The organism is Streptomyces chumphonensis (assembly GCF_014779715.1).
In the GTDB taxonomy this organism is placed as follows: domain Bacteria; phylum Actinomycetota; class Actinomycetes; order Streptomycetales; family Streptomycetaceae; genus Streptomyces; species Streptomyces chumphonensis.
Genome location: NZ_JACXYU010000001.1, coordinates 883,872 through 909,709, shown reverse-complemented (window position 1 = coordinate 909,709; position 25,838 = coordinate 883,872). Strand labels below are relative to the sequence as shown.

Below are 25,838 nucleotides of genomic sequence, written 5' to 3'. Positions count from 1 at the left end.
GGCCCGCGTCGTTCTGGGGGGTGACTCACGAGTAACTGAAGTGCTGATCAGACTAAGGGCCAGGGCTCGGGGGCGAAAGAGCCTGCGGCGGCGCAACGCTTTCGTTACGCTGCGGCCCGCCCCGGGTTTGTGACCGGGCACAACGTTTCCGGCGCTTCGCCCAGTACGGTCGTGCCGCGTCGACCACGCAGGGAGCGTCGCTGTCCGGTCGCCTCATCGCGTCGCCCTTTCCCCGTCGGTATACGGAGGGAACAACGGTGGAAGGGCCACTGGGGAAACGTCGAAACCGGCCCTTTTCGTCCGGCCGGTCCGCTGTCCCGTCGCGCCTATCCGAATTCCGTGCGTGCGGCGGATTCTTCGGTCGGACAAACGGAACGCGCACCGGTGCGCGCGGGAACGCAAAAGGCGGGAGAGAGCCGGTGGTGAACCCGGTTCGCTCCCGCCTCGTACGAGAGATCTACTTCTTGCTCTTCTCGCCGCCGTCGTCACTGGAGAGGGCGGCGATGAACGCCTCCTGCGGGACCTCGACGCGGCCCACGACCTTCATCCGCTTCTTGCCCTCCTTCTGCTTCTCCAGCAGCTTCCGCTTGCGGGAGATGTCGCCGCCGTAGCACTTGGCCAGGACGTCCTTGCGGATGGCGCGGACGGTCTCGCGGGCGATGATCCGGGAGCCGACGGCGGCCTGGATGGGCACCTCGAACTGCTGGCGCGGGATGAGCTCGCGCAGCTTGCCGGCCATGCGGACGCCGTACGCGTAGGCCTTGTCCTTGTGCACGATGGCGGAGAACGCGTCGACCTTGTCGCCGTGCAGCAGGATGTCGACCTTCACCAGGTCGGCGCTCTGCTCGCCGGTGGGCTCGTAGTCCAGGGAGGCGTAGCCGCGGGTCTTGGACTTCAGCGCGTCGAAGAAGTCGAAGACGATCTCCGCGAGCGGCAGCGTGTAGCGCAGCTCGACGCGGTCCTCGGAGAGGTAGTCCATGCCCTGGAGGTTGCCCCGGCGGGTCTGGCACAGCTCCATGATCGCGCCGATGAACTCGCTCGGCGCCAGCAGCGTCGCCCGCACCACGGGCTCGTGCACCTCGTCCACCTTGCCGGTGGGGAACTCGCTCGGATTGGTGACGGTGTGCTCCGTGCGGTCCTCCATCACCACGCGGTAGACGACGTTCGGGGCGGTCGCGATCAGGTCGAGGCCGAACTCGCGCTCCAGCCGCTCGCGGATGACCTCCAGGTGCAGCAGGCCGAGGAAGCCCACCCGGAAGCCGAAGCCCAGTGCCGCCGACGTCTCCGGCTCGTAGACCAGCGCGGCGTCGTTGAGCTGGAGCTTGTCGAGGGCGTCGCGCAGCTCCGGGTAGTCGGAGCCGTCCAGCGGGTAGAGGCCGGAGAAGACCATGGGCTTCGGGTCCTTGTACCCGGGCAGCGCCTCGGTGGCCCCCTTGTGGAACTGGGTGATCGTGTCACCCACCTTGGACTGCCGCACGTCCTTCACGCCGGTGATCAGGTAGCCGACCTCGCCCACGCCCAGGCCGTCGGCCGCGGTCATCTCGGGGGAGTTGGTGCCGATCTCCAGCAGTTCGTGGGCGGCGTTCGTGGACATCATGCGGATGCGCTCGCGTCGCCCGAGTTCCCCGTCGACGACCTTCACGTACGTCACCACGCCCCGGTAGGCGTCGTAGACGGAGTCGAAGATCATCGCCCGGGCCGGGGCGTCCTTGACGCCGACGGGCGCGGGGACGAGGCGGACGACCTCGTCCAGCAGCTCGCCGACGCCCTCGCCCGTCTTGGCCGAGACCCGCAGGACGTCCTCGGGCTCGCAGCCGATCAGGTGGGCCAGCTCGGCCGCGAACTTGTCGGGCTGGGCGGCCGGCAGGTCGATCTTGTTGAGGACCGGAATGATCGTGAGGTCGTTCTCCATCGCCAGGTACAGGTTGGCGAGGGTCTGCGCCTCGATGCCCTGGGCGGCGTCCACCAGGAGGATGCAGCCCTCGCACGCGGCGAGCGACCGGGAGACCTCGTAGGTGAAGTCGACGTGACCCGGGGTGTCGATCATGTTCAGGATGTGCGGGGTGGCGGTGCCGTCCTCCGACGTCGGCGACCACGGCATCCGCACGGCCTGTGACTTGATCGTGATGCCGCGTTCGCGCTCGATGTCCATGCGGTCGAGGTACTGGGCGCGCATCTGGCGCTCCTCGACGATGCCGGTCAGCTGGAGCATCCGGTCGGCGAGCGTGGACTTGCCGTGGTCGATGTGCGCGATGATGCAGAAGTTGCGGATCAGCGCCGGGTCGGTACGACGCGGCTCGGGCACGTTCGAGGGGGTCGCGGGCACGCGGGGTCCTGTCGAGGTCATGGCTTGCGGTTCGGTACGTCGCCCCCATCGTCCCACGTCCCCCGCGTACGGTCCGATTAGGGCGGTCAACAGCCCTGCTGATACCGTGGGCGACTGTGCCTCGTGCCGCCGTGCGCCCTCTTCGCCGGCCGCCGCGAGCGCACGGAAGAGACATCTCCGATCCTGAAAAGGCTCCTTCGTGGCGAACATCAAGTCCCAGATCAAGCGGATCAAGACCAACGAGAAGGCCCGCCAGCGCAACAAGGCCGTCAAGTCCGAGCTGAAGACCGCCGTGCGCCGCGTGCGCGAGGCCGTCGCCGCCGGTGAGGCCGAGAAGGCCACCGCCGCCGTCGCCGTGGCCGGCCGCAAGCTGGACAAGGCCGTCAGCAAGGGCGTTCTGCACAAGAACAACGCCGCCAACAAGAAGTCGGCGCTGGCCCGCCAGGTCTCCAGCCTCCAGAAGTGATCCGCGGGGCCGCACGGGCGGCCCCGCCGCGGTGACGCGGTGACGGATCGCGGCTGCCCTCTCATCAGCCGCCCGTCCCCGGGGCACCGACGGAAGCACGACGGCGCCGCACGCGGCCTGCGTTCGCCACGCGGGTGCGGCGCACACCGGTACCACCCGAAGGCCCCGCCTCTCCTTCCCCGGGAGGCGGGGCCTTCGGCATGTCCGCGTGGGGCCGGGGGCCCGGCCTCAGTCGACGAGGTCGCGGACCACGGCGTCGGCCAGGAGGCGGCCCCGCAGCGTGAGGGCGGCCCGGCCGTCCGCGTAGGCCTCCGGCCGCAGCAGCCCGTCGGCCAGGGCCCGCCGTGCGGCGTCGGCGCCCTGCGGGGCGAGCAGGTGCAGCGGGCAGCCGTCGGCCAGTCGCAGCTCCAGCAGGACGCGCTCCACGCGCCGGTCCTCCTCGGCCAGCACCTCGCGCCCCGCGCCGGGGGAGCGGCCCTCGGCCAGCGCCTGGGCGTAGCCGCCGGGGTGTTTGACGTTCCACCACCGCACGCCGCCGACGTGGCTGTGGGCGCCCGGCCCGGCACCCCACCAGTCGGCGCCCGTCCAGTACAGCTCGTTGTGCCGGCAGCGCCCGGCCGGGGAGCGGGTCCAGTTGGAGACCTCGTACCAGCTGTAGCCCGCCGCGCTCAGCGTCTCCTCGGCGATGAGGTACCGGTCGGCGTGGACGTCGTCGTCCGTCATCGGTACCTCCCCGCGCCGGATGCGCCGGGCGAGCCGGGTGCCCTCCTCGACGATCAGCGCGTACGCCGAGACGTGGTCCGCCCCGGCGCCGACGGCGGCGTCCAGTGAGGCCCGCCAGTCGTCGTCGGACTCGCCGGGGGTGCCGTAGATCAGGTCCAGGTTGACGTGCTCGAACCCGGCCGCCCGCGCCTCGGCGACGCAGCGCTCCGGCCGGCCGGGGGTGTGCGTGCGGTCCAGGACCCGCAGGACGTGCGCGCGGGCGCTCTGCATGCCGAACGAGACGCGGTTGAAGCCGACGGCACGCAGTTCGGCCAGGTACGCCGGGTCCACGGACTCCGGGTTGGCCTCGGTGGTCACCTCCGCGTCCTCGGCCAGGCCGAACTCCTCGCGGACGGCGGCGAGCATGCGGCCCAGGTCGGCCGCGGGCAGCAGCGTGGGTGTGCCGCCGCCCACGAAGACGGTGCTCACCGGGCGCGGGTCGTCGCCCAGCACGGTGCGGGCGAGCCGCACCTCCTCGGTCAGCGTCGCCGCGTAGGTCTCGCGGGAGGCCGACGCGCCGCCCGCGCCGCGCAGCTCGTCGGCGGTGTAGGTGTTGAAGTCGCAGTACCCGCAGCGGGTCGCGCAGTAGGGGACGTGCAGGTAGAAGCCGAGCGGACGGTCGGCGCTCCCGGCCAGGGCGGCGGCGGGCAGCGCGCCGTCCGCGGGGACGGGCTCGCCGTCGGGAAGTGCGGAGGGCATGCGTCCATTGTCCGTGATCGCGTCAGCCGGTCGGCCCGCCGACCGTGACGTGGTCGATCAGCCGCTCGACCGGGCCCAGCAGCTCGGGCTCCAGGTCCCGGTAGGTGTGCACGGCGGCCAGCACGCGCTGCCAGGCGGCGCCGGTGTTGGGGGGCCAGCCGAGCGCCCGGCACACGCCGGTCTTCCAGTCCTGGCCGCGCGGCACGTCGGGCCAGCGGTCGATGCCGAGCGAGGCGGACTTCACCGCCGCCCACACGTCGACGAAGGGGTGTCCGACGACCAGGACGTGCTCACCGCCCACGGACTCGGCGATGCGGGACTCCTTCGAGCCCGGCACGAGGTGGTCGACGAGGACGCCGAGCCGGGCGTCCTCGCTCGGCCCGAAGCGTTCGACGACGGCGGGCAGGTCGTCGACGCCCTCCAGGTACTCCACGACCACGCCCTCCACGCGCAGGTCGTCACCCCACACCCGCTCGACCAGTTCGGCGTCGTGCCGCCCCTCGACGTAGATCCGCCCGGCGCGGGCGACGCGGGCCCGGGCGCCGGGCACCGCGACCGATCCGGAGGCGGTGCGGCGCGGCGGCTGCGGGGAGGCGGCCCGCCGGGGCCGGACGAGGGTGACGGGGCGGCCCTCCAGCAGGAAGCCGCGCGGTGTCAGGGGGAAGACGCGGTGTTTGCCGAAGCGGTCCTCCAGGGTGACCGTCGGCCCCTCGGCGGTCTTCTCGCAGCGGACGACGGCGCCGCAGAACCCCGTGCCGGCCTCCTCGACGACGAGGCCGGCGTCGGCGGCCACCTCGGGCGCCGGGGCCCGGCGCTTCCACGGCGCGGTGAAGTCGACGTTGTCGTAACGGCTGTGACGGTCGTTGCGGCGCATCCCCGCATTCTGCCCCGGCCCTGCCCGCCGACCCGCGCGGAGCCGTCCTCAGGCGTCTCCGGGCTCGGTGGCGAAGCGGGCACGGAGGGCGTCGCGCTGGGCCCGGACGAAGGCGGCGTCGACGAGCGCCCCGTGGCCGGGCACGTACACGGCGTCCGGCCCGCCGAGGGCGAGGAGGCGGTCGAGGGAGTCGGGCCACGCTCCGGGGTGCGCGTCGGGCCCGGCCTGCGGTTCGCCGGACTCCTCGACCAGGTCGCCGCAGAAGACGACCTCCGGGTCGCCCGGCACGAGCACGGCCAGGTCGTGCGCCGTGTGCCCGGGGCCGACGTTGGCCAGCATCACCTGACGCCCGCCGCCGAGCGAGAGCGTCATCTCGCCGCACACCTGGTGGTGCGGGGCCACCAGGACGTCGACCGCCCCGGCCGCCTCGTCGGGGGCCAGGCCGTGCCGGACGGCGTCGGCGCGCAGCTCGTCGGCGAGCCGGGGGAGCAGGGCCGTCATGCCCACCGCGCCGTAGACCTCGACCCCGGCGAACGCGGCGGTGCCGAGCACGTGGTCGAAGTGGGGGTGGGTGAGGGCGACGTGCGTCACAGGAAGACCGAAGAGTTCCCGGACCTGCCGCCGGATCGCGGCCCCCGCGCGCAGGGACGCACCGGTGTCGACGACGAGGACGCCGTCGCGCCCGCGCACGGCGCCGACCGTCTCGTCCCAGCCGGGCAGCCGCCGCCGCACCACGCCGGGCGCCGGCTCCTCCCACTCCCCGCTCAGCAGTGCCGTCATACGGCCGACGCTAACGGCATGGGGGCCGCCGCGCCCGTCGCGGGGTACGGTCGGTCCGGCCGCCCTTGCCCGGGCCGTGGTACCCGGCCGTACACTGGTCCCGGGAATTGGCACTCGGGCCCCCCGAGTGCCAGGGCGGGAACGACCGGGAACGACCGGGAACGACGACGCAGGACGAGGCACGGCCGGACGGGAGGTGCGCCACCATGCTCAGCGAACGTCGACTCCAGGTGCTGCGCGCCATCGTCCAGGACTACGTGGGCACCGAGGAGCCGGTGGGCTCCAAGGCGCTCACCGAGCGGCACAGCCTCAACGTCTCCCCGGCCACCGTGCGCAACGACATGGCCGCGCTGGAGGACGAGGGCTACATCGCCCAGCCGCACACCAGCGCGGGCCGCATCCCCACGGACAAGGGCTACCGGCTCTTCGTGGACCGGCTGGCGGGCGTCAAGCCCATGTCGGTGCCCGAGCGGCGCGCGGTGCAGCACTTCCTGGACGGCGCCGTGGACCTGGACGACGTCGTCGGCCGCACGGTGCGGTTGCTGGCGCAGCTCACGCGGCAGGTCGCCGTCGTGCAGTACCCGTCGCTGACGCGGTCCACGGTGCGGCACGTGGAGCTGCTGGCGCTGGCCCCGGCCCGCGTCATGCTGGTCCTGATCACCGACACCGGCCGGGTCGAGCAGCGCATGGTCGACTGCCCCGACCCGGTGGGCGAGGCCTCCGTGGCCGACCTGCGGGCGCGGCTGAACAGCCGGGTCGCGGGCCAGCGGTTCACCGAGGTGCCCCGTCTGGTGCAGGACCTGGCGGAGTCGTTCGACGCGGAGGACCGCGGCGCGGTCTCGGCGGTCGTGGCGACGCTGCTGGAGACGCTCGTCGAGGAGACCGAGGAGCGCCTGCTGATCGGCGGCACGGCGAACCTGACCCGGTTCGGGCACGACTTCCCGCTGACGATCCGGCCCGTGCTGGAGGCGCTGGAGGAGCAGGTCGTGCTCCTCAAGCTGCTCGGTGAGGCCACGGACCCGGGCGTCACCGTGCGGATCGGGCACGAGAACGAGCACGAGGGTCTCAATTCCACGTCCGTCGTGTCGGTCGGTTACGGTTCCGGCGACCAGACGGTCGCCAAACTCGGCGTGGTCGGACCGACCCGCATGGACTACCCCGGAACGATGGGAGCGGTACGCGCAGTGGCACGTTACGTCGGACAGTTTCTCGCGGAGTCGTAAGTGGCCACGGATTACTACGCGGTCCTGGGCGTGCAGCGCGACGCTTCGCAGGACGAGATCAAGAAGGCATTCCGCCGGCTGGCGCGCGAGCTGCACCCGGATGTGAACCCGGACCCGAAGACCCAGGAGCGGTTCAAGGAGATCAACACCGCCTACGAGGTGTTGTCGGACCCGCAGAAGAAGCAGATGTACGACCTGGGCGGCGATCCGGCCGGCCCGGGCGGCGGCGCCGGCTTCGGCGCGGGCGGCTTCGGCAACTTCTCCGACATCATGGACGCCTTCTTCGGGACGACCGCCCAGCGCGGTCCGCGGTCGCGCACCCGCCGGGGCCAGGACGCCATGATCCGGCTGGAGATCACCCTGGAGGAGGCCGCGTTCGGCACCACCAAGGAGATCCAGGTCGACACCGCCACGGTGTGCGGCACGTGCAGCGGCGAAGGCGCCGCGCCGGGCACCTCGGCGCAGACCTGCGACATGTGCCGGGGCCGGGGCGAGGTCTCCCAGGTCACCCGGTCGTTCCTGGGCCAGGTCATGACGTCCCGTCCGTGCCCGCAGTGCCAGGGGTTCGGCACGGTCGTCCCCACGCCCTGCCCGGAGTGCGCGGGCGACGGACGCATCCGCTCCCGCCGCAGCCTCACGGTCAAGATCCCGGCCGGTGTCGACAACGGCACCCGCATCCAGCTCGCGGGGGAGGGCGAGGTCGGCCCCGGCGGCGGCCCGGCCGGCGACCTCTACGTCGAGATCCGCGAGACGCCGCACCCCGTCTTCCAGCGTCGGGGCGACGACCTGCACTGCACGGTCACCATTCCCATGACGGCCGCGGCGCTCGGCACGAAGTGCCCGCTGGAGACGCTGGACGGTGTCGAGGACGTGGACATCCGGCCCGGTACCCAGTCCGGGCAGTCCATCCCCCTGCACGGGCGGGGTGTGACGCACCTGCGCGGCTCCGGCCGGGGCGACCTCATCGTGCACGTCGAGGTGCAGACGCCGGGCAAGTTGGAGCCCGAGCAGGAGGAACTGCTGCGCAAGCTGGCGAAGCTGCGCGGTGAGGAGCGTCCCACGGGCCAGTTCCAGCCGGGCCAGCAGGGCCTGTTCTCCCGGCTGAAGGACGCCTGGAGCGGCCGGTGATCCACCGGTGACCGGACACCCACCGCCCCCGCTGAGCGCCCTGTACGCGCACCCGGTCGTGCAGGCGCCGATGGCGGGCGGCGGCTCCGGCCCCGAGTTGGCCGCCGCCGTGAGCGAGGCGGGCGGCCTGGGGTTCCTCGCCGCCGGGTACAAGACACCGGAGGCCCTGTACGCCGAGATCCGGGAGCTGCGGCGGCGCACCGGCCGGCCGTTCGGCGTCAACCTCTTCCTGCCGCAGCCGCCCGTCGGCCCCGGCAAGGACGCCTCGGCGCGGATCGCCGTCTACGCGGAGCAGCTCGCGGGCGAGGCCGAGTGGTACGAGACGGAGCTGGGCGATCCGGAGCTGGGGACCGACGACGGCTACGACGGCAAGCTCGCCGTCCTGCTCGACGATCCCGTCCCCGTGGTCAGCTTCACCTTCGGCTGCCCCGACCCGGCGGTGCTGGAGCGGCTCGCCGCGGTGGGCACGGTGACGGTCGTCACCGTCACCTCGCCGAGCGAGGCCCGCGCCGCGCACCGGGCCGGCGCCGCCGCCCTGTGTGTGCAGGGTGTCGAGGCGGGCGGCCACCTGAGCGTCCACCAGGACGACCCCCGCGCCGACGCCTCGGGGGCCGGGCTCGCGCTGCTGCCGCTGCTGGCCGCCGTCGCCGAGGCGGTCCCGCTGCCGCTCGTGGCGGCCGGCGGCATCATGCGCGGCGGGCAGATCGCCGCCGTCCTCGCGGCGGGGGCGAGCGCGGCGCAGCTCGGGACGGCGTTCCTCGTCTGCCCGGAGTCGGGCGCCCACCCGCTGCACAAGGCGGCGCTGACCAGCTCCCTGTACACGCGCACGGAGCTGACCCGCGCGTTCACCGGACGCCCGGCCCGGGGCCTGGTCAACCGCTTCCTGCGGGAGCACGGCCCCTACGCACCGGCGGCCTACCCGCACCTCCACCACCTCACCGCGCCCCTGCGCAAGGCCGCCGCGGCGGCGGGCGATCCGCAGGGCATGGCCCTGTGGGCGGGGCAGGGCCACCGGCTGGCGCGCCCGTTGCCGGCCGCCGAGCTCGTCGCCCTGCTGACCGCCGAACTGTACGACGCCCGAGCCGCGCTGCCCGGCCCGCGGCCCGAGCCCGGGGGCCGGGCGTGACCGCCCCCGTCTTCGTCGTCGAACCGGGACGGCTCCGGACGGGGCCGGTCCTGCTGGACGGCCCCGAAGGCCGGCACGCCGTCTCGGTGAAGCGGCTGCGCGCGGGGGAGGAGGTCGTGCTCACCGACGGCGCGGGGACGGGAGGCCACGGCACGGTGACGGCCGCCTCCGGGAAGGACCGGCTGGAGGTCGACGTCCGGGAGGTGCGCACCGAGCCCGCGCCGCACCCGAACATCACGGTCGTCCAGGCGCTGCCGAAGGGCGATCGGGGCGAGTTGGCGGTGGAGACGATGACGGAGACCGGCGTCGACGCCATCGTGCCCTGGACGGCGTCCCGCTGCATCACGCAGTGGAAGGGCGAACGCGGAGCCAGGTCGCTGGCGAAGTGGCGCTCCACCGCCCGTGAAGCGGGCAAGCAGGCGCGACGGCTGCGGTTCCCCGTCGTCGCCGAGCCCGTCTCGACCCGGCAGCTCGGGCCGCTGCTGGCCGGGGCCGCGTTCGCCGCCGTGCTGCACGAGGAGGGCGGCGAGCCGCTGGCCCGCGCCGAACTCCCGCCGCGGGGGGAGATCGTGCTCGTCGTCGGGCCGGAGGGCGGGGTGAGTCCGGAGGAGCTGGCCGTCTGCGCGGAGGCGGGCGCGCGCCCGTACCGGTTGGGGCCGACCGTGCTGCGCACCTCCACCGCCGGTACCGCCGCCGCCGCGCTGCTGCTCGGCCGCTCCGGCCGTTGGGGCTGACGCGTGGGGCCGGGCGGTAGAGTCCGGGGCATGGCTGGAGAACCGCAGGCCGACTGCCTGTTCTGCAAGATCGTCGCGGGCGAGGTGCCGGCGACGGTCGTGCGTGAGACCGAGACGACCGTCGCCTTCCGGGACATCAACCCCCAGGCGCCCACCCACGTGTTGGTGATCCCCAAGGCGCACTACCCGGACGCCGCCACGCTCGCCGCCGAAGCTCCGCAACTCGCCGCCGACGTACTGAAGGAGGCCGGTGAGGTGGCCGCCGGGGAGAAGGCCGAAGCGTACCGCCTGGTCTTCAACACCGGTTCGGCCGCCGGGCAGACCGTCTTCCACGCCCACGCGCACGTCCTGGCCGGCCGCGGCCTGCAGTGGCCGCCCGGCTGAGCCCGTTCGCGGCGCCCGCCGCGGCCGTCACCACCACGGAAGTCCGGCACCTTTCGCATGTCCGTACGTGAACTGGTCGTCCTCGGCACCGCGAGCCAGGTGCCGACCCGCCACCGCAACCACAACGGCTACGTGCTGCTCTGGGACGGCGAAGGGTTCCTCTTCGACCCGGGGGAGGGCACGCAGCGTCAGATGGTGCGCGCCGGGGTCGCCGCGCACGACCTGAACCGGCTCTGTGTCACGCACTTCCACGGCGACCACTCCCTCGGGCTCGCCGGTGTCATCCAGCGCGTCAACCTCGACGCCGTGCCGCACCCGGTGACGGCCCACTTCCCGGCGAGCGGGCAGCGCTTCTTCGACCGCCTGCGGTACGCGACGGCCTACCGGGAGCGGGTTCCGCTGCGCGTCGAGCCCGTCGCCGCCGACGGCGTCCTGGCGCGGACCGGCTCCTACACCCTCTCCGCGCGACGGCTGTCCCACCCGGTGGAGTCCTTCGGCTACCGGCTTGTGGAGCCGGACGGACGCCGCATGGTGCCCGAACTGCTGGCCCGTGCCGGGGTGAGCGGCCCGGACGTCGGGCGCCTCCAGCGTGCGGGCGAACTGCGGGGCGTGCGGCTGGCCGACGTCAGCACGCCGCGTCCCGGCCAGCGGTTCGCGTTCGTGATGGACACCCGGATGTGCGACGGGGTCTGGGAGTTGGCCGAGGGCTGCGACCTCCTGGTCATCGAGTCGACCTTCACCGACGAGGACGCCGCACTGGCCCGGGAGCACGGCCACCTGACCGCCGGGCAGGCGGGCCGCGTCGCCGCCGGGTCGGGCGTCCGCCACCTGGTCCTGACGCACTTCTCCCAGCGCTACCCCGATCCCGCGGTCTTCGCCGGGCAGGCCCGCGCGGCCGGCTTCACCGGGGAGCTGACGGTGGCCCGCGACCTGCAGCGCGTGCCGCTGCCGCGCCGCCGGACCGCTTCGGAATAGCCCGCGGGCGTCCCGTGGTTGGGTGATCATGGCAGTGATTCACGCGACGACCATGGACCCCGGCAAGCTCGCCCTCCTCGCCGGATGGCTCCCCGCACAACCCTGGTACGACGGCTCCGCCGGGGCGCCCCGCCTCGCGGTCTCCGGCGGTTTCCGGCTCGACGACCCCGAGGGCGCGGTCGGGATGGAGTTCATGTTCGTGACGGACGCGGCGGGGGCGGAGCCGCGCACGTACCAGGTACCGCTCACCTACCGGGGAGCGCCGCTGGGCGGGGCCGAGCACGCGCTGGTCGGCACCTCGGAGCACGGGGTGCTGGGGAAGCGCTGGATCTACGACGGCGTCCGCGATCCCGTGCTCGGGGCCGAGCTGCTCGCCCTTCTCCAGGGCCGTGCCCGGCCGCAGCACCAGAACGCCTCCGACACCCCGGACGACTCCGTCGTGGTCGTCGGTGCGGCCGGCGACGGCGCCGACGCCGCGCCGCCGCCGTGGCCGGTGACCGACGGGCGCGACGCCAGCGGGGTGCACGCCGGGCCGTACACCCTCACCCTCCTGCGCGTGCTGGGCCCGGAGTCGGCCGCCGCCCGGGACGCCGACGCCTCCGTCACCGGCGGGTGGCGCACGCCGGACGGCGCCGAGCGGCGCGGCCCCCTCGCCCTCCTCCACCGCACCCCCACCCGCCCCTGACCTTCGCGCGCCCGTGACCGGAGGTCAGGGCCACCGGGCGCGGGTGAGGACGCGGTCGGCGACGGCGGGGGAGTCGACCAGGGGGTGCAGGGCGAGGGCCCGCAGAGCGGCGCGGCGGGAACCGGTCGTCGCGGCGGCGATCGTCGCCCGCTCCGCGGCCTTCACCTGGAGCATGAGGCCGAGTTCGGCGGGGCCCGGCGCGGCGCCGGGCAGCGGGCGGGCGCCGGAGCCGGTCACCTCGCACACCGTCTCCACGACGGCGTCGTCCGGGAGCGCCGCGACGGTGCCCGCGTTGCGCACGTCGAGGATCAGCCGGGTCGGCCGGTCGGTGGCGATCGCGCGCATCAGGGCCAGGGCGACGCGGTCGTAGCCCCCGCCGTCGAGGTCGTCGGCGTCGCGCTGCCAGCCGCCGGAGGCGGATCGCGCCTCCGCGAGGTAGGTCTCCTCCCGCTCCCGGCGCGTCGCCTCCCACAGCGCGGCCGCCGCCGCGGGCTCCTCGGCGGCCCGCTCGAAGAAGGCCCCCTGCTGCCGCGCCAGGAACGCGCCGCGCGTCTCACCGGCCGCCCGGGCGGCGGCCAGCGTCTCCCGGCGGAAGTAGTAGTAGTGCAGGTACTCGTTGGGCAGGGACCCGAGGGCGGCGAGCCACGGTGCGCCGAAGAGCCGCCCCTCCTCGAAGGTGCCCAGCGCGGCGGGGTCGGCGAGGAGGCCGGGCAGCAGGTCGCGCCCGCCGCTGTGCAGGGAGCGCAGCCAGCCGAGGTGGTTCAGGCCCAGGTAGTCGTAGTCGACGGCGTCCGGATCGGCCCCGGCCGCCCGGGCGGCGCGCCGCACGAGGCCGACGGGGGAGTCGCAGATCCCGATCACCCGGTCGCCGAGGACCGCCGCCATCGCCTCGGTCACGATCCCGGCCGGGTTGGTGAAGTTGACGACCCACGCCGAGGGGGCCAGGGCCCGTACCCGCTCGGCGATGTGCACGGCCACGGGCACCGTGCGCAGCCCGTACAGCAGCCCGCCCGCCCCCACCGTCTCCTGCCCGAGGACGCCCTCCGCGAGCGCGGCGCGCTCGTCGCGCACCCGGCCGGCGGTGCCGCCGACCCGGATCGCCGAGAAGACGAAGTCCGCGCCGCGCAGCGCGTCGTCGAGGTCGTCGGCGACGTGCACGCGCGGGCCGCCGTCGATCGCGTCCAGCACCGAGGAGATGACGCGCAGCCGCAGCGGGTCGGTGTCGTGGAGGACGACGTCCGTGATGCCGCCGTCCTCGCGGGCCAGCGCGCCGTACACCAGCGGTACCCGGAATCCGCCCCCGCCCAGAAGGGAAAGTCGCATGGGACGGACGGTACCGGGCGTCGGGCACACTGGCGGCATGCTCGATCCACTCGCCGCCGTGCGGACCCCGCAGGACCCGGCCTGCGACGTGTATCTGACCGGGACCGTCTTCCTCGACATCGTCTTCACCGGGCTCGACTCGGCTCCGGTGCGCGGTACGGAGTCCTGGGCCCGGGGCATGGGCTCCAGCCCCGGCGGCGTGGCGAACATGGCCACCGCGCTCGCCCGGCTGGGCCTGCGGACCTGGCTCTCGGCGGCGTTCGGCGACGACGTGTACGGCGCGTTCTGCCGCGAGGAGCTCAGCCAGGGCGAGGGCGTGGACCTGTCCCTCTCCCGCACCGTGCCGGGCTGGCACTCGCCGGTCACCGTCTCGCTCGGCTACGAGGGCGAGCGCACGATGGTCTCCCACGGGCACGAGGCCCCGCCGCCGCGCGAACCGCTGCCCGCCGTGCCGCCGCCGACCCGCGCCGCCGTGGCCTCGCTGACGCCCGGCGCCCCCCAGGGGTGGATCGCGCGGACGGCACGCGACGGCGGGCGCGTCTTCGCGGACGTCGGCTGGGACGGGACCGGCCGCTGGGACCTGGCCGCCCTCACCGAACTGCGGCACTGCGAGGCCTTCCTGCCCAACGCGGAGGAGGCCATGCGCTACACCCGCACCGACTGCCCGCGCGCCGCCGCCCGCGCCCTGGCCGATCACGTGCCGCTGGCCGTCGTGACGCTGGGCCCCGAGGGCGCCTACGCGGCGGACGGCCGCACCGGGCGGACGGCCGAGGTCCCGGGCGTGGAGGTGGAGGTCCTGGACCCGACGGGGGCGGGCGACGTCTTCGTGGCGGGCTTCGTCATGGCCTCGCTCGCCGAGTGGCCGCTCGCCGAGCGGCTGGCCTTCGCCGGACTGGTGGCCTCCCTGTCGGTGCAGCACTTCGGCGGCTCGCTGGCCGCGCCGGGCTGGCCGGAGATCGCCGCCTGGTGCCACCGTGTGCACGGCTGCGCGTCCGTCGGCGCGGACGTCGACTGCCGGTACGGGTTCCTGCGCGCCCTCCTCGCGGACGGTGAGCGCGCCCTTCCGCTCCGGCGCGCGGTGCCGACCATCGGCTTCCCCCGGGCGTAGCGGCGGCGCCGGGCGGAAAACCCGGGGGCGGTGTCGGTGCGGCGGCGTAACCTGGGTAGCGCAACGCATCGCCGCTACGGAGAGGGATGAGCAAGGCCCAGCGCCGGCCCATGACGCAGACATCGACTTCCCAGGCACCACAGGCACAGGCCCGGTTCGCCGTTCCCGCCAAGCACCCGATGGTCACGGTGCTCGGCTCCGGCGACCGCCTCCTCCGCGTGATCGAGGAGGCCTTCCCCGCCACGGACATCCACGTCCGGGGCAACGAGATCAGCGCCACCGGCGACGAGGCGGAGGTCGCGCTCGTCCAGCGGCTGTTCGACGAGATGATGCTCGTCCTGCGCACCGGTCAGCCGATGACCGAGGACGCGGTGGAGCGCTCCATCGCCATGCTGCGGGAGGAGGGCGACGGCTCGGCCGAGACACCGGCCGAGGTGTTGACGCAGAACATCCTCTCCAACCGCGGGCGCACCATCCGCCCCAAGACGCTGAACCAGAAGCGCTACGTCGACGCCATAGACGAGCACACCGTCGTCTTCGGCATCGGCCCGGCCGGTACCGGAAAGACGTACCTGGCCATGGCCAAGGCCGTCCAGGCGCTCCAGTCCAAGCAGGTCAACCGCATCATCCTGACCCGGCCCGCGGTCGAGGCGGGCGAGCGGCTCGGCTTCCTGCCCGGCACGCTGTACGAGAAGATCGACCCGTACCTGCGCCCGCTGTACGACGCGCTGCACGACATGCTCGACCCCGACTCCATCCCGCGCCTCATGGCGGCCGGGACGATCGAGGTCGCGCCGCTGGCGTACATGCGCGGACGCACGCTCAACGACGCCTTCATCATTCTCGACGAGGCGCAGAACACCAACCCCGAGCAGATGAAGATGTTCCTCACCCGGCTCGGCTTCGACTCGAAGATCGTCATCACCGGGGACGTCACCCAGGTCGACCTGCCGAACGGCACCCGGTCCGGGCTGCGTCAGGTGCAGGACATCCTGCAGGGCGTGGACGACGTCCACTTCTCCCGGCTGACCAGCACCGACGTCGTCCGGCACAAGCTCGTGGGCCGTATCGTGGACGCCTACGAGCGCTACGACGTCCGCAGCGGTGACGGAAGCGGCGGCGGCGCCCGGTAAGCTGCGCCCGCCCGCAGGCCGAGACGAGGGAAGAGCACCAGCGCACACATGTCCATCGACGTGAACAACGAGTCCGGGCAGGAGGTCGACGAGCAGGCGATCCTCGACATCGCCCGCTACGCCCTGACCCGGATGCGCATCCATCCGATGTCGGAGCTGTCCGTCATCGTCGTCGACGCCGCGGCCATGGAGCAGCTCCACGTGCAGTGGATGGACCTGCCGGGGCCGACCGACGTCATGTCCTTCCCCATGGACGAGCTGCGTCCGCCGGGGAAGGACGAGGACGAGCCCCCCCAGGGCCTGCTCGGCGACATCGTGCTCTGTCCCGAGGTCGCCGCCCGCCAGGCCGAGCAGGCCCCGACGCAGCACACCATGGACGAGGAGCTCCAGCTCCTCACCGTGCACGGGGTGCTGCACCTGCTCGGCTACGACCACGAGGAGCCCGGCGAGAAGGCGGAGATGTTCGGTCTCCAGCAGGCCATCGTGGACGGCTGGCGTTCCGAGACGGGCCTCACCGGCCCGTCCCCCGCCCCCACCGTGGGCTGACGCGGCCATGACGCAGCTTCTCACCCTCGCGGTCGTCCTCGTCGTCCTCGCCTGGCTCGCCGCCTGCGCCGAGGCCGGACTGGCGCGCACCACGAGCTTCCGCGCCGAGCAGGCGGTGCGCACCGGACGGCGCGGCAGCGCGAAGCTGGCCGCCGTCGCCGCCGACCCGGTCCGCTACCTCAACCTCGCGATGCTGCTCCGGGTCGCCTCGGAGATGGCGGCCGGCGTCCTGGTCACCTACGCCTGCCTGCGCTACTTCGCCGAGCCGTGGCAGGCGCTCGCGGTCGCCATCGGCACCATGGTGCTCGTCTCCTACGTCGCCGTCGGCGTCTCCCCGCGCACCATCGGCATCCAGCACCCCCTGAACACCGCCACGGCCGCCGCGTACGTGCTGCTGCCCCTGACCCGGGTGCTGGGACCGCTGCCGCAGCTCCTGATCCTCCTGGGCAACGCCCTCACCCCCGGCCGGGGCTTCCGGAAGGGCCCCTTCGCCTCGGAGGCGGAGCTGCGCGCCATGGTCGACCTGGCCGAGTCGGAGTCGCTGATCGAGGACGACGAGCGCCGCATGGTGCACTCCGTCTTCCAGCTCGGCGACACGCTGGTGCGCGAGGTCATGGTCCCGCGCACCGACCTGGTCACCATCGAGCGCTTCAAGACGATCCGGCAGGCGCTGACGCTCGCGCTGCGTTCGGGCTTCTCCCGCATCCCCGTCATCGGCGAGAACGAGGACGACGTCGTCGGGATCGTCTACCTCAAGGACCTGGCCCGGAAGGTGCACATCAGTCGCGACGCCGAGTCCGAGCTGGTCTCCTCGGCGATGCGCCCGGCCGCGTTCGTGCCCGACACCAAGAACGCGGGCGACCTGCTGCGCGAGATGCAGGGCGACCGCAACCACGTGGCCGTCGTCATCGACGAGTACGGGTCCACGGCCGGGATCGTGACCATCGAGGACATCCTGGAGGAGATCGTCGGCGAGATCACCGACGAGTACGACCGGGAGCTGCCACCGGTGGAGGACCTCGGTGACGGGCGCTTCCGCGTCACCGCGCGGCTCGACATCGAGGACATGGGCGAGCTGTACGGCCTCACCGGTTTCGACGACGAGGACGTGGAGACGGTCGGCGGGCTGTTGGCCAAGCTCCTCGGCCGCGTCCCGATCGCCGGGGCCTCCGCCGTCGCCGACCTCTCCGAGGACCCGGCCGAGCCCGCGCTCGCCGGGCTGCGCCTGACCGCCGAGTCCACCGCGGGCCGGCGCAACCGGATCGACCGCGTCCTGGTCGAGCGCGTCGACGCCGAGCAGCCGGGCGAGGACGCGCCGTAACCCCGGCCGTCCCGTCTCACCCGGCCGGGTGAACGGCACTGGCCGCCCCCCGGGGCGCGTGCGCCCATGGGAGCCATGCGAGCCATGGAAGCGCACCAGCGCCCGGGCCTCGCCCGCGCGGCGCTCGTCCTGGTCCTGCTGGCCGGGCCGGTCGTGCTGACGGGCGGCTGCGCGGGCAGCACCGGGACCTCAGGACGCCCGGCGGGGCCGACCCTCCAGGCCGGGCGGCTCACCGAGGAAGGGCTGCGGCTGGCCGTGCTCAGCCTCGCCGACCTGCCGGCCGGCTGGGCCGCCGACACCTCCGCCGCCGCCCGGGAGCGCGGCATCGGTGTCCCCGAACCGGGCGAGGGGCCGTGCCGGGTCCTCTTCCGCGGCCCGTCCGGCGGCGGCGAGGCCCGCTTCGCCCGGACCGAGGTCGGCCCCTTCCTGGTGGCCCGCACCGGCTCGCACGCCGACGTCGACGCCGCCAGGGGCGCCCTCGCCTCCTTCCGGGCGGCGGCCGGGCAGTGTCCGGGGTTCCAGCTCACCGAGGGCCCCAGGGCCGCGGGTCACCGGGTCGACTACCACGCCGAACGGGCGGAGGCGCCGGAGCTGGGCGACGAGAGCGTGGCGGTGCGGTACGTGCGGCCGGGGACGGGGGACCGCCCGGTCACGGTCGTCGCCGACGTCGTCCACGTCCGCGTCGGCGCGCACACCGTGCACCTGGCGCAGTCCGGCCGGGAGGACCCGGGCGGTGGGTCGATCGTGCCCTTCGCCCGGCTGGCCCTGGAGAAGCTCCGCGCGGTGGCCGCCGGCGGCACGCCGTCCCCGGCCGGGAGTTTCCCCGGCGCCACGCGGCTGTGAACCGCCGTCAGCCGCCCGAGTAAGCTCGACGCCATGACTGACGCCCAGGCCATCGATCCCGAGGACCGCAAGATCATCACCCTGGCGCGCAGCGCTCGCGCCCGCAACGCCGTGCCCGAGGGCGCGGCCGTGCGCGACGAGACGGGCCGCACCTACGTCGCGAGCACCGTGACCCTGCCCTCGCTGGAGCTGACGGCCCTGCAGACGGCCGTCGCGATGGCCGTGGCGTCCGGCGCGCAGTCCCTGGAGGCCGCCGCCGTCGTCTCGGACGCCGGAGCACTGCCCGGCGGCGACCTCGCGGCCGTGGCCGACCTGGGCGGCACGACGCCCGTCCTGCTGGCCGCGCCGGACGGCACCCTCCGCGCCACCCTGACGGCGGGCTGACGCCCGCGCCGGGCCCGCCCGGTCCGCCCCGGTCCCCCGGGCGGCCGGCGGTCGGGGGCGCCCCGGCGATCAGGGAGAATGGGGGGATGAGCGCCCCTCCCAGCCCACCGCACCGCGCCGGCTTCGCCTGCTTCGTCGGCCGACCCAACGCCGGCAAGTCGACCCTGACCAACGCACTCGTGGGCACGAAGGTCGCGATCACCTCCAACCGGCCGCAGACGACCCGGCACACGGTCCGGGGCATCGTGCACCGCGAGGACGCGCAGCTCGTCCTGGTCGACACCCCCGGGCTCCACAAGCCCCGCACGCTGCTGGGGGAGCGGCTGAACGACGTCGTGCGCTCCACCTGGGCCGAGGTCGACGTCATCGGCTTCTGCCTTCCCGCCGACCAGAGGACCGGCCCCGGCGACCGCTACATCGCGGCCGAGCTGGCCAAGGTCAAGCGCACCCCCAAGATCGCCGTCGTGACCAAGACCGACCTGGTGGACTCCGAGGCACTCGCCGAGCAGCTCATCGCCGTCGACCGGCTGGGCCGCGAACTGGGCATCGAATGGGCCGAGATCGTGCCCGTCTCGGCCGTCGACGGCAGCCAGGTCGCGCTGCTGGCCGACCTGCTCGCCCCGATGCTGCCCGAGAGCCCGCCGCTGTACCCGGACGGCGACCTCACCGACGAGCCGGAGCAGGTCATGGTCGCGGAGCTGATCCGGGAGGCCGCGCTGGAGGGCGTCCGGGACGAACTGCCGCACTCCATCGCCGTCGTCGTGGAGGAGATGCTGCCCCGCGAGGGCCGCCCCGCCGACCGGCCGCTGCTGGACGTGCACGCCAACCTGTACATCGAGCGGCCCAGCCAGAAGGGCATCGTGATCGGCCCCGGCGGCAAGCGGCTCAAGGAGGTCGGCAGCCGCTCCCGCACGCACATCGAGGCGCTGCTCGGCACCCCCGTCTTCCTGGACCTGCACGTGAAGGTCGCCAAGGACTGGCAGCGCGACCCCAAGCAGCTGCGCCGCCTGGGCTTCTGACACCGAGCCACCCGCTGCCCGGGCCTCTCTCCGGGCGCCGCGCGCGGGCCGGCCGGGCGGGCGTCCGCGCCCGGGTCAGCGTGGCTCGGGCGCGGCCACGAGCAGCGCCTGCGTCTGCTCCGGGGTGAACTCCAGCGCACTGCCGAGCGCGGTCAGCACGGCGCGTTCCCCCGGTGAGTACGGGCCGTCCGCCAGTGCGATGCGGGCGCCCTGCAGCAGCAGGCCCACCCGGCCGGGCTCGGCGAGGTGCGGGACGAGGGGGCCGAGCGTGGCGTGCAGCTCGATCTCGACCCCGACGCACGCCCCGGCGGAGGTGTCGCTCCGCAGTGCCGCGCACTGGGCGAGCAGCTGCTCCTCGGTGCAGTCCGGGTAGCCGGCCGCGTGCACGGACGTGACGGCCGCGCGGCGGGCCGCCGGGTGGTCGGTGCCGCCCATGGCCAGCGCGGCCAGCGCGACGCCCTGGACACCGTCCCGCAGCAGCGCGGCCAGCCGTGTCGTCGTCGGGCGGGTCAGGGCCTCGGGGCCGAAGTGCTCCCCGCAGGACGTGCACGCCAGGACCGGCTCCGTCGCGTTGCCCCGCAGCAGGGGCACGCCCAGCAGCTCCAGACGCCGGCGTCCGGTGCGCCGCTCGTAGTTGCGGTCGCCGCCGCACGCGGCGCAGAAGAACTCCCCGTCGGCCACGGTGGTCCACGCGGTGCGGACGCCGGTGCGCAGGCCCGTGCCCACGCGTCCCCAGCCGTCCGCCGGGAGCGCCCCCCGGTGCCTGCCCGCCATGCGCAGTCCGCCCACGCCGCACCTCCGTCGCCCGGCTTCGTCGCCGGTGTCGCCACGCCAGGACGTGATGTTAACCACAGGGACGGGTCGGCGTCAGCCTCCAGTACCGGACAAAATGACGCCCCGGCCGGAACCAGTGGTTCCGGCCGGGGTCGTCGCCGGTCAGCGGCCGTCCGTGATCGGGCGGGCCGTCAACTTCCTCAGCGGGAGGCGCGGTTGACGGCGGAGACGACGGCCTTGATGGAGGCGCGGGTGGTGTTGGCGTCGATGCCGACGCCCCACAGGACCTGGCCGTCGATGGCGCACTCGATGTACGAGGCGGCCTGGGCGCTGGCGCCCTGGCTGAGGGTGTGCTCGACGTAGTCCAGCAGCCGCACGTCGATGCCGTTCCCGGCCAGCGCGTCGAAGAACGCCGAGATCGGACCGTTCCCGGTGCCCGCCAGCACGGTCTGCTCGCCGTCGATGACGGCCTCCACGGTCAGCGCGTCGTGGCCGTCCTTGGTCGTCTCCGACTGGGCGCTGCGCAGGGCGAGCCGGCCCCAGGGGCGGTCGGGCGTGGGCAGGTACTCGTCGCAGAAGGAGTCCCAGATCTGCGACGGAGTGATCTCGCCGCCCTCGGCGTCCGTCTTCTCCTGGATGATGCGCGAGAACTCGATCTGCATGCGGCGCGGCAGGTCCAGGTTGTGGTCGTTCTTCAGGACGTAGGCGATGCCGCCCTTGCCGGACTGCGAGTTGACCCGGATGACGGCCTCGTAGGTACGGCCGACGTCCTTGGGGTCGATCGGCAGGTACGGGACCGTCCAGGGGATCTCGTCGACCGTCGTCCCCGCCTCGGCGGCGGCGGCCTCCATGGCCTCGAAGCCCTTCTTGATGGCGTCCTGGTGCGAGCCGGAGAAGGACGTGTAGACGAGGTCGCCGGCGTAGGGGTGCCGCGCGTGGACCTCCATCTGGTTGCAGTACTCGGCGGTGCGGCGCACCTCGTCGATCTGGCCGAAGTCGATCTGCGGGTCCACGCCCTGGGAGAAGAGGTTCATCCCCAGCGTGACCAGGTCGACGTTGCCGGTGCGCTCACCCTGCCCGAACAGGCAGCCCTCGACGCGGTCGGCGCCGGCCATCACCGCCAGCTCGGCGGCGGCCACCGCCGTCCCCCGGTCGTTGTGCGGGTGGGCGGAGAGGCAGACGAACTCGCGCCGGGACAGGTTCCGCGACATCCACTCGAAGCGGTCCGCGTGGGTGGAGGGCGTGGAGCGCTCCACCGTGGCCGGCAGGTTCAGGATGATCTCCCGTCCCTCCTCCGGCTGCCACACGTCCATCACGGACTCGCAGACCTCCAGCGCGAAGTCCAGCTCCGTGTCGGTGAAGATCTCCGGGCTGTACTGGTAGCCGAAGGAGGTGCGGTCGTCCAGCAGCTTGTCCGCGTACTCCATGACCAGGCGGGTGCCGTCCACGGCGATCTGCCGCACCTGCTCGCGGGTGCCGCGGAAGACCACGCGGCGGAACGTCGGCGCCGTCGCGTTGTACAGGTGCACCGTCGCCCGGCGCGCACCGACCAGCGACTCGACCGTGCGCTCGATCAGCTCCTCGCGCGCCTGCGTCAGCACGGAGATCGTGACGTCCTCGGGGATCGCGTCCTCGTCGATGATCGACCGCACGAAGTCGAAGTCCGTCTGGCCGGAGGCGGGGAAGCCGACCTCGATCTCCTTGTAGCCCATGGCCACCAGCAGGTCGAACATCTTCCGCTTGCGTGCGGGGGACATCGGGTCGATCAGGGCCTGGTTGCCGTCCCGCAGGTCGGTGGACAGCCACCGCGGCGCCCGGGTGATCCGGCGGTCCGGCCAGGTGCGGTCGGGGATGTGCACGGCCTCGTACGGGCCGTACTTGTGGATCGGCATTCCCGAGGGCTGCTGGCGATTGCTCATGGGGTGTGGGCTCCTGTCGCGGCGTGGCTTCTGCAGAAGGCCGACGGTGGCAGCACCGAACTCCGCGGGGAGGGGGTCGGCCGCTACAGGCCCTCACCGCGGCGGCTAAGGAGAAGCAGCCCGAATCGCATGATGGCGGTAGCGTAACCGAGCGTCCTCGGCCCTGCGGAACCTGTATCAATATGCGAGACCTGTCATGCCTTCGCACGGTGCGTACGGTCGGTTACCGTGAGGAGATGGACATTACCGTCATCCGTACCGGCGGCCAGGGCGGTCGTCCCCGCCGGGCGACCCTCCAGACGTCCGACCCGGAGCTGACCGCGCTGGCCCGCACCGCCGTGGCCGAGGGCCACGAGACGCCGCCGGTCGGCGTTCCCGAGGGGTTCACCTACGAGATCACCGTGGACGACGCGTCCGTCTACTGCGCCGACCCCCGGCTCACCTCCGCCCAGTCCTCGCTGATCACCGCCGTCCTCCACGCGGCGGAGCGGCCGGAGTAGGGCGCCCGCCGCGCGTCCACGACGCGCACAACGGGCACGGACCGGCGGCGCGCGTGCCGGGGCACGGGCCCGCGGGTCCGCGGCGGCTGCGAAGATGGGCACATGAGCCTGTTCCGCGACGACGGCATCGTGCTGCGTACCCAGAAGCTGGGTGAGGCGGACCGCATCATCACCCTCCTCACCCGGGGCCACGGCCGGGTACGGGCCGTGGCCCGGGGGGTGCGGCGCACGAAGTCGAAGTTCGGCGCCCGGCTGGAGCCCTTCTCCCACGTGGACGTGCAGTTCTTCGCCCGGGGGAGCGAGCTCGTCGGGCGGGGGCTGCCCCTGTGCACCCAGACCGAGACCATCGCACCCCACGGCCGGGGCATCGTCACGGACTACGCCCGCTACACCGCCGGTACGGCCATGCTGGAGACGGCGGAACGGTTCACCGACCACGAGGGGGAGCCGAACGTCCAGCAGTACCTGCTCCTGGTGGGCGGCCTGCGCACGCTGGCCGCCGGGGAGCACGCGCCGGGGCTCGTCCTGGACGCCTTCCTCCTGCGTTCGCTCGCCGTCGGCGGCTACGCGCCCAGCTTCGACGCCTGCGCCCGGTGCGGCATGCCGGGCCCGAACCGCTTCTTCTCCGTCGCGGCGGGCGGCACCGTCTGCCCCGACTGCCGGGTACCCGGCAGCGTCGTCCCCTCGCCCGAGGCCGTCCGCCTGCTGGCCGCGCTGCTGTCCGGCGACTGGCCGACGGCGGACGCCACCGAGCCCCGCCACGTCCGCGAGGGCAGCGGCCTCGTCTCGGCCTACCTGCACTGGCACCTGGAGCGGGGGCTGCGCTCGCTGCGGTACGTCGACAAGGGCTGACCGGGATGCCCTCGACGCTGATCCCTGCCGACCTCCGAGGCCACGCGGCACGGGAAGTCCTGGCGGCGGGCGGCGCAGGACGAGGGCCGAGGGAGCGGTCGATCCGGGGCGACGATGGCGCGCCTTCTTCGCAGCGCCGCACGCGCGGGGTCGCCGAGGTCATGCGTGTGGTCGGCGTAGCCCTGCGACGAGGAGTCCGGCCATGCGGCGTGCGTCGTAGCGGGTATCGCTCTCCGCGCCGATGCAGAGGTTGCCGACGCCGCGCATGAGCTCGTACGCGTCGATGTCGGGGCGGATCTCGCCGGTGACGGCCGCGGCGTCGAGCAGTTCGGTGCAGACGGGTAGCAGTCGGTCGAGGAAGTAGGTGTGCAGCGCCTCGAAGTCGGCGTTGTCGGGCCGCATTACGGCGGCGAGTCCGTGTTTGGTCACCAGGAAATCCACGAAGAGGTCGATCCACTGCCCGAGGGCTGTGTACGGAGAGCCGGTCGCCAGCAGGGCAGGACCGGCATCGGCGCAGGCGTCGACCTGGTGCCGGTAGACGCCGATGACGAGGTCTGCCCGGGTCGGGAAGTGGCGGTAGATCGTGCCCAGCCCGACGCCGGCCTTGGCCGCGATGTCGCGTACCGGCGCGTCCACGCCTGACGTGACGAAGACCGTGGCGGCCGCGTCGAGCAGGGTTTCCCGGTTGCGCCGGGCGTCCTTCCGCCCGGACGGGGCCGCCCGTCCTGCGCTCTCGCCGCTGTCGCCCACCGCACGCTCCTTCCACTCTGCGCTTGCAAAAGCGGAACAATGTTCCGTATCGTTTCCGGAACAAGGTTCCGCTTTGCTCATGATGTCAGAGCACGGCCCGTTGACCAAGCCATGTGGGACGTCCGCGCTTCACCCCTCACGAGGAGACACAGTCATGCAGTACCGCATCCTGGGCCGCACCGGCGTGCAGGTCGGTAACCTCGCGCTCGGCGCGATGAACTTCGGAAAGATCGGACGCACCACCCAGGACGAGGTCACAGGCATCGTCGACGCCGCGCTGGAGGCGGGGATCAACCTGATCGACACCGCCGACGTGTACAGCGGCGGCGAGTCGGAGGAGATGGTCGGCAGGGCCATCGCCGGGCGACGCGACGACATCGTGCTGGCCACCAAGGCGACCCTGCCGATGGGCGACGAGCGCAATCGGCAGGGCGGTTCGCGCCGCTGGCTGGTCACCGCGCTGGAGGACAGCCTGCGTCGGCTCGGCGTCGACCACGTCGACCTCTACCAGATCCACCGGTGGGACGCGAACACCGGCGACGAGGAGACCCTGTCGGCGTTGACCGACCTGCAACGCGCGGGAAAGATCCGCTACCTCGGATCCTCGACCTTTCCGGCCTACCGCATCGTGCAGGCCCAGTGGGCCGCCCGCGAGCACCACCTGAGCCGATACGTCACCGAACAGCCCGGCTACTCGATCCTGCAGCGGGGTGCCGAGACGCACGTCCTGCCCGTGACCGAGCAGTACGGGCTCGGAGTGATGGTGTGGAGCCCACTGGCCTCGGGCTGGCTCTCGGGCGCGATTCGCGAGGGCCGTGAGATCACCACCAGCCGTTCAACCTTCATGCCGCAGCGCTTCGACACCACCACCCCCTCCAACCGGGCCAGGCTCGACGCCGTCGAGCAACTGGCCAAGGTCGCCGACGAGGCCGGCCTGACGATGATCCAGCTCGCACTCGGCTTCGTGACCGCGCACCCCGGCGTGACCAGCGCCCTCCTCGGCCCTCGCACGCTGGACCACCTGCATGCGCAGATCGCCGCCGCGGACATCACGCTCCCCGCGGACGTACTCGACGCGATCGACGGCATCGTCGCCCCCGGCACCGATCTCGCCGCACACGAGAAGAACGACACTCCGCCCGCGCTGCTCGACTCGTCACTGCGGCGACGCTGATCGGCCCGGCGACAGCCTCCTCGCCCGGCG

26 protein-coding genes are annotated in these 25,838 nt (G+C 73.4%); 18 read left to right on the top strand and 8 right to left on the bottom strand.

The features are described 5' to 3' along the window. Positions 1 to 457 precede the first annotated feature (457 nt). Positions 458 to 2,326, bottom strand: a complete 1,869-nt coding sequence (lepA, locus tag IF129_RS03780; protein WP_191207936.1) for a translation elongation factor 4 — start codon at positions 2,324 to 2,326, stop codon at positions 458 to 460. A gap of 199 nt (positions 2,327 to 2,525) precedes the next feature. Here lepA and rpsT point away from each other — a divergent pair, with 199 nt between their 5' ends. Then, a complete protein-coding gene (gene rpsT / locus IF129_RS03775) occupies positions 2,526 to 2,792 on the top strand; it encodes a 30S ribosomal protein S20 (protein ID WP_191207935.1) in 267 nt (88 codons plus the stop codon). A 228-nt stretch (positions 2,793 to 3,020) separates the two neighbouring features. On the opposite strand, the gene hemW is transcribed toward rpsT, so the two are convergent. Genes hemW through IF129_RS03760 form a run of 3 tightly spaced genes read right to left on the bottom strand, consistent with a single transcriptional unit; the run spans position 3,021 to position 5,907 of the window. Next, entirely contained in the window at positions 3,021 to 4,253 is a 1,233-nt protein-coding gene (gene hemW, locus IF129_RS03770) for a radical SAM family heme chaperone HemW (RefSeq protein ID WP_191207934.1), read from the bottom strand. A gap of 22 nt (positions 4,254 to 4,275) precedes the next feature. Next, the gene (locus IF129_RS03765; protein WP_191207933.1) at positions 4,276 to 5,127 is read right to left on the bottom strand and encodes a DUF3097 domain-containing protein; all 852 of its coding nucleotides are present in this window, start codon (positions 5,125 to 5,127) and stop codon (positions 4,276 to 4,278) included. Between the two features lie 48 nt (positions 5,128 to 5,175). Beyond that, positions 5,176 to 5,907: an MBL fold metallo-hydrolase gene (locus IF129_RS03760; RefSeq protein WP_191207932.1), complete on the bottom strand. Its 732-nt coding sequence runs from the start codon at positions 5,905 to 5,907 to the stop codon at positions 5,176 to 5,178. A gap of 206 nt (positions 5,908 to 6,113) precedes the next feature. On the opposite strand from IF129_RS03760, the gene hrcA reads away from it, so the two are divergent. The 7 genes from hrcA to IF129_RS03725 all read left to right on the top strand — a co-directional run bounded on the left by hrcA (position 6,114) and on the right by IF129_RS03725 (position 12,162). Beyond that, positions 6,114 to 7,130, top strand: coding sequence for a heat-inducible transcriptional repressor HrcA (gene hrcA / locus IF129_RS03755; protein ID WP_191207931.1), 1,017 nt, complete (start codon positions 6,114 to 6,116; stop codon positions 7,128 to 7,130). Continuing rightward, a complete protein-coding gene (dnaJ, locus tag IF129_RS03750) occupies positions 7,131 to 8,258 on the top strand; it encodes a molecular chaperone DnaJ (RefSeq protein WP_191207930.1) in 1,128 nt (375 codons plus the stop codon). 70 nt (positions 8,259 to 8,328) lie between these two features. Beyond that, positions 8,329 to 9,384 (top strand): nitronate monooxygenase, encoded by a 1,056-nt coding sequence (locus IF129_RS03745; protein WP_191208264.1) that lies wholly within the window; start codon positions 8,329 to 8,331, stop codon positions 9,382 to 9,384. After that, a complete protein-coding gene (locus IF129_RS03740) occupies positions 9,381 to 10,118 on the top strand; it encodes a 16S rRNA (uracil(1498)-N(3))-methyltransferase (protein ID WP_191207929.1) in 738 nt (245 codons plus the stop codon). Before IF129_RS03745 ends, IF129_RS03740 begins: the two co-directional genes overlap by 4 nt. 30 nt (positions 10,119 to 10,148) lie before the next feature. Next, positions 10,149 to 10,502: a histidine triad nucleotide-binding protein gene (locus IF129_RS03735; protein WP_191207928.1), complete on the top strand. Its 354-nt coding sequence runs from the start codon at positions 10,149 to 10,151 to the stop codon at positions 10,500 to 10,502. Between the two features lie 57 nt (positions 10,503 to 10,559). Next, the gene (locus IF129_RS03730; protein WP_191207927.1) at positions 10,560 to 11,477 is read left to right on the top strand and encodes a ribonuclease Z; all 918 of its coding nucleotides are present in this window, start codon (positions 10,560 to 10,562) and stop codon (positions 11,475 to 11,477) included. A 28-nt stretch (positions 11,478 to 11,505) separates the two neighbouring features. After that, positions 11,506 to 12,162 (top strand): maltokinase N-terminal cap-like domain-containing protein, encoded by a 657-nt coding sequence (locus tag IF129_RS03725; protein ID WP_191207926.1) that lies wholly within the window; start codon positions 11,506 to 11,508, stop codon positions 12,160 to 12,162. 24 nt (positions 12,163 to 12,186) lie between these two features. Here the strand turns inward: IF129_RS03725 and IF129_RS03720 are convergent, their stop codons facing one another. Beyond that, complete coding sequence (locus IF129_RS03720; protein WP_191207925.1) at positions 12,187 to 13,485, bottom strand: family 4 glycosyl hydrolase; 1,299 nt, start codon at positions 13,483 to 13,485, stop codon at positions 12,187 to 12,189. Between IF129_RS03720 and IF129_RS03715 the strand changes: the two genes are divergently transcribed. From IF129_RS03715 to era, 7 genes are all read left to right on the top strand, one after another. After that, positions 13,484 to 14,593 (top strand): carbohydrate kinase family protein, encoded by a 1,110-nt coding sequence (locus tag IF129_RS03715; RefSeq protein WP_191207924.1) that lies wholly within the window; start codon positions 13,484 to 13,486, stop codon positions 14,591 to 14,593. The two genes, IF129_RS03720 and IF129_RS03715, sit on opposite strands and share 2 nt — an antisense overlap. 110 nt (positions 14,594 to 14,703) lie before the next feature. Next, entirely contained in the window at positions 14,704 to 15,726 is a 1,023-nt protein-coding gene (locus tag IF129_RS03710) for a PhoH family protein (RefSeq protein WP_191208263.1), read from the top strand. 48 nt (positions 15,727 to 15,774) lie between these two features. Then, positions 15,775 to 16,272, top strand: coding sequence for an rRNA maturation RNase YbeY (gene ybeY, locus IF129_RS03705; protein ID WP_191207923.1), 498 nt, complete (start codon positions 15,775 to 15,777; stop codon positions 16,270 to 16,272). Positions 16,273 to 16,279: 7 nt separating this feature from the next. Continuing rightward, positions 16,280 to 17,593 carry a hemolysin family protein gene (locus IF129_RS03700; protein ID WP_191207922.1) on the top strand — a complete coding sequence of 438 codons (1,314 nt, stop codon included), beginning with the start codon at positions 16,280 to 16,282 and terminating at the stop codon, positions 17,591 to 17,593. Positions 17,594 to 17,668: 75 nt separating this feature from the next. Further along, positions 17,669 to 18,436: a hypothetical protein gene (locus IF129_RS03695; RefSeq protein WP_191207921.1), complete on the top strand. Its 768-nt coding sequence runs from the start codon at positions 17,669 to 17,671 to the stop codon at positions 18,434 to 18,436. A 33-nt stretch (positions 18,437 to 18,469) separates the two neighbouring features. Then, entirely contained in the window at positions 18,470 to 18,820 is a 351-nt protein-coding gene (locus IF129_RS03690) for a cytidine deaminase (protein WP_191207920.1), read from the top strand. Between the two features lie 86 nt (positions 18,821 to 18,906). Then, positions 18,907 to 19,839 carry a GTPase Era gene (gene era / locus IF129_RS03685; protein WP_191207919.1) on the top strand — a complete coding sequence of 311 codons (933 nt, stop codon included), beginning with the start codon at positions 18,907 to 18,909 and terminating at the stop codon, positions 19,837 to 19,839. Positions 19,840 to 19,914: 75 nt separating this feature from the next. Here the strand turns inward: era and IF129_RS03680 are convergent, their stop codons facing one another. Together IF129_RS03680 and leuA are read right to left on the bottom strand one after the other, a co-directional pair. After that, a complete protein-coding gene (locus IF129_RS03680) occupies positions 19,915 to 20,628 on the bottom strand; it encodes a TerB family tellurite resistance protein (protein ID WP_318153530.1) in 714 nt (237 codons plus the stop codon). A gap of 185 nt (positions 20,629 to 20,813) precedes the next feature. After that, positions 20,814 to 22,532, bottom strand: a complete 1,719-nt coding sequence (gene leuA / locus IF129_RS03675; RefSeq protein WP_191207918.1) for a 2-isopropylmalate synthase — start codon at positions 22,530 to 22,532, stop codon at positions 20,814 to 20,816. A gap of 236 nt (positions 22,533 to 22,768) precedes the next feature. On the opposite strand from leuA, the gene IF129_RS03670 reads away from it, so the two are divergent. Next, positions 22,769 to 23,032 (top strand): protealysin inhibitor emfourin, encoded by a 264-nt coding sequence (locus tag IF129_RS03670; RefSeq protein ID WP_191207917.1) that lies wholly within the window; start codon positions 22,769 to 22,771, stop codon positions 23,030 to 23,032. Positions 23,033 to 23,134: 102 nt separating this feature from the next. Beyond that, on the top strand, positions 23,135 to 23,884 hold the full coding sequence (gene recO / locus IF129_RS03665; protein WP_191207916.1) for a DNA repair protein RecO: 750 nt from the start codon (positions 23,135 to 23,137) through the stop codon (positions 23,882 to 23,884). Between the two features lie 159 nt (positions 23,885 to 24,043). Here recO and IF129_RS03660 read toward each other — a convergent pair whose 3' ends face one another. Next, the gene (locus tag IF129_RS03660; RefSeq protein WP_318153529.1) at positions 24,044 to 24,634 is read right to left on the bottom strand and encodes a TetR/AcrR family transcriptional regulator; all 591 of its coding nucleotides are present in this window, start codon (positions 24,632 to 24,634) and stop codon (positions 24,044 to 24,046) included. Positions 24,635 to 24,788: 154 nt separating this feature from the next. On the opposite strand from IF129_RS03660, the gene IF129_RS03655 reads away from it, so the two are divergent. Then, positions 24,789 to 25,808: an aldo/keto reductase gene (locus IF129_RS03655; protein ID WP_191207914.1), complete on the top strand. Its 1,020-nt coding sequence runs from the start codon at positions 24,789 to 24,791 to the stop codon at positions 25,806 to 25,808. Positions 25,809 to 25,838 lie beyond the last annotated feature (30 nt).

What these genes read in the sequence shown, in the direction of transcription:
- hemW (WP_191207934.1), bottom strand. Translation starts at nt 4,253, where the DNA reads ATGCCCTCCGCACTTCCCGACGGCGAGCCCGTCCCCGCGGACGGCGCG.
- IF129_RS03765 (WP_191207933.1), bottom strand. Translation starts at nt 5,127, where the DNA reads ATGCGCCGCAACGACCGTCACAGCCGTTACGACAACGTCGACTTCACC.
- IF129_RS03760 (WP_191207932.1), bottom strand. Translation starts at nt 5,907, where the DNA reads ATGACGGCACTGCTGAGCGGGGAGTGGGAGGAGCCGGCGCCCGGCGTG.
- hrcA (WP_191207931.1), top strand. Translation starts at nt 6,114, where the DNA reads ATGCTCAGCGAACGTCGACTCCAGGTGCTGCGCGCCATCGTCCAGGAC.
- IF129_RS03745 (WP_191208264.1), top strand. Translation starts at nt 8,329, where the DNA reads ATGGCGGGCGGCGGCTCCGGCCCCGAGTTGGCCGCCGCCGTGAGCGAG.
- IF129_RS03735 (WP_191207928.1), top strand. Translation starts at nt 10,149, where the DNA reads ATGGCTGGAGAACCGCAGGCCGACTGCCTGTTCTGCAAGATCGTCGCG.
- IF129_RS03730 (WP_191207927.1), top strand. Translation starts at nt 10,560, where the DNA reads ATGTCCGTACGTGAACTGGTCGTCCTCGGCACCGCGAGCCAGGTGCCG.
- IF129_RS03725 (WP_191207926.1), top strand. Translation starts at nt 11,506, where the DNA reads ATGGCAGTGATTCACGCGACGACCATGGACCCCGGCAAGCTCGCCCTC.
- IF129_RS03715 (WP_191207924.1), top strand. Translation starts at nt 13,484, where the DNA reads ATGGGACGGACGGTACCGGGCGTCGGGCACACTGGCGGCATGCTCGAT.
- IF129_RS03720 (WP_191207925.1), bottom strand. Translation starts at nt 13,485, where the DNA reads ATGCGACTTTCCCTTCTGGGCGGGGGCGGATTCCGGGTACCGCTGGTG.
- IF129_RS03710 (WP_191208263.1), top strand. Translation starts at nt 14,704, where the DNA reads ATGACGCAGACATCGACTTCCCAGGCACCACAGGCACAGGCCCGGTTC.
- ybeY (WP_191207923.1), top strand. Translation starts at nt 15,775, where the DNA reads ATGTCCATCGACGTGAACAACGAGTCCGGGCAGGAGGTCGACGAGCAG.
- IF129_RS03700 (WP_191207922.1), top strand. Translation starts at nt 16,280, where the DNA reads ATGACGCAGCTTCTCACCCTCGCGGTCGTCCTCGTCGTCCTCGCCTGG.
- IF129_RS03695 (WP_191207921.1), top strand. Translation starts at nt 17,669, where the DNA reads ATGCGAGCCATGGAAGCGCACCAGCGCCCGGGCCTCGCCCGCGCGGCG.
- IF129_RS03690 (WP_191207920.1), top strand. Translation starts at nt 18,470, where the DNA reads ATGACTGACGCCCAGGCCATCGATCCCGAGGACCGCAAGATCATCACC.
- era (WP_191207919.1), top strand. Translation starts at nt 18,907, where the DNA reads ATGAGCGCCCCTCCCAGCCCACCGCACCGCGCCGGCTTCGCCTGCTTC.
- leuA (WP_191207918.1), bottom strand. Translation starts at nt 22,532, where the DNA reads ATGAGCAATCGCCAGCAGCCCTCGGGAATGCCGATCCACAAGTACGGC.
- IF129_RS03670 (WP_191207917.1), top strand. Translation starts at nt 22,769, where the DNA reads ATGGACATTACCGTCATCCGTACCGGCGGCCAGGGCGGTCGTCCCCGC.
- recO (WP_191207916.1), top strand. Translation starts at nt 23,135, where the DNA reads ATGAGCCTGTTCCGCGACGACGGCATCGTGCTGCGTACCCAGAAGCTG.
- IF129_RS03655 (WP_191207914.1), top strand. Translation starts at nt 24,789, where the DNA reads ATGCAGTACCGCATCCTGGGCCGCACCGGCGTGCAGGTCGGTAACCTC.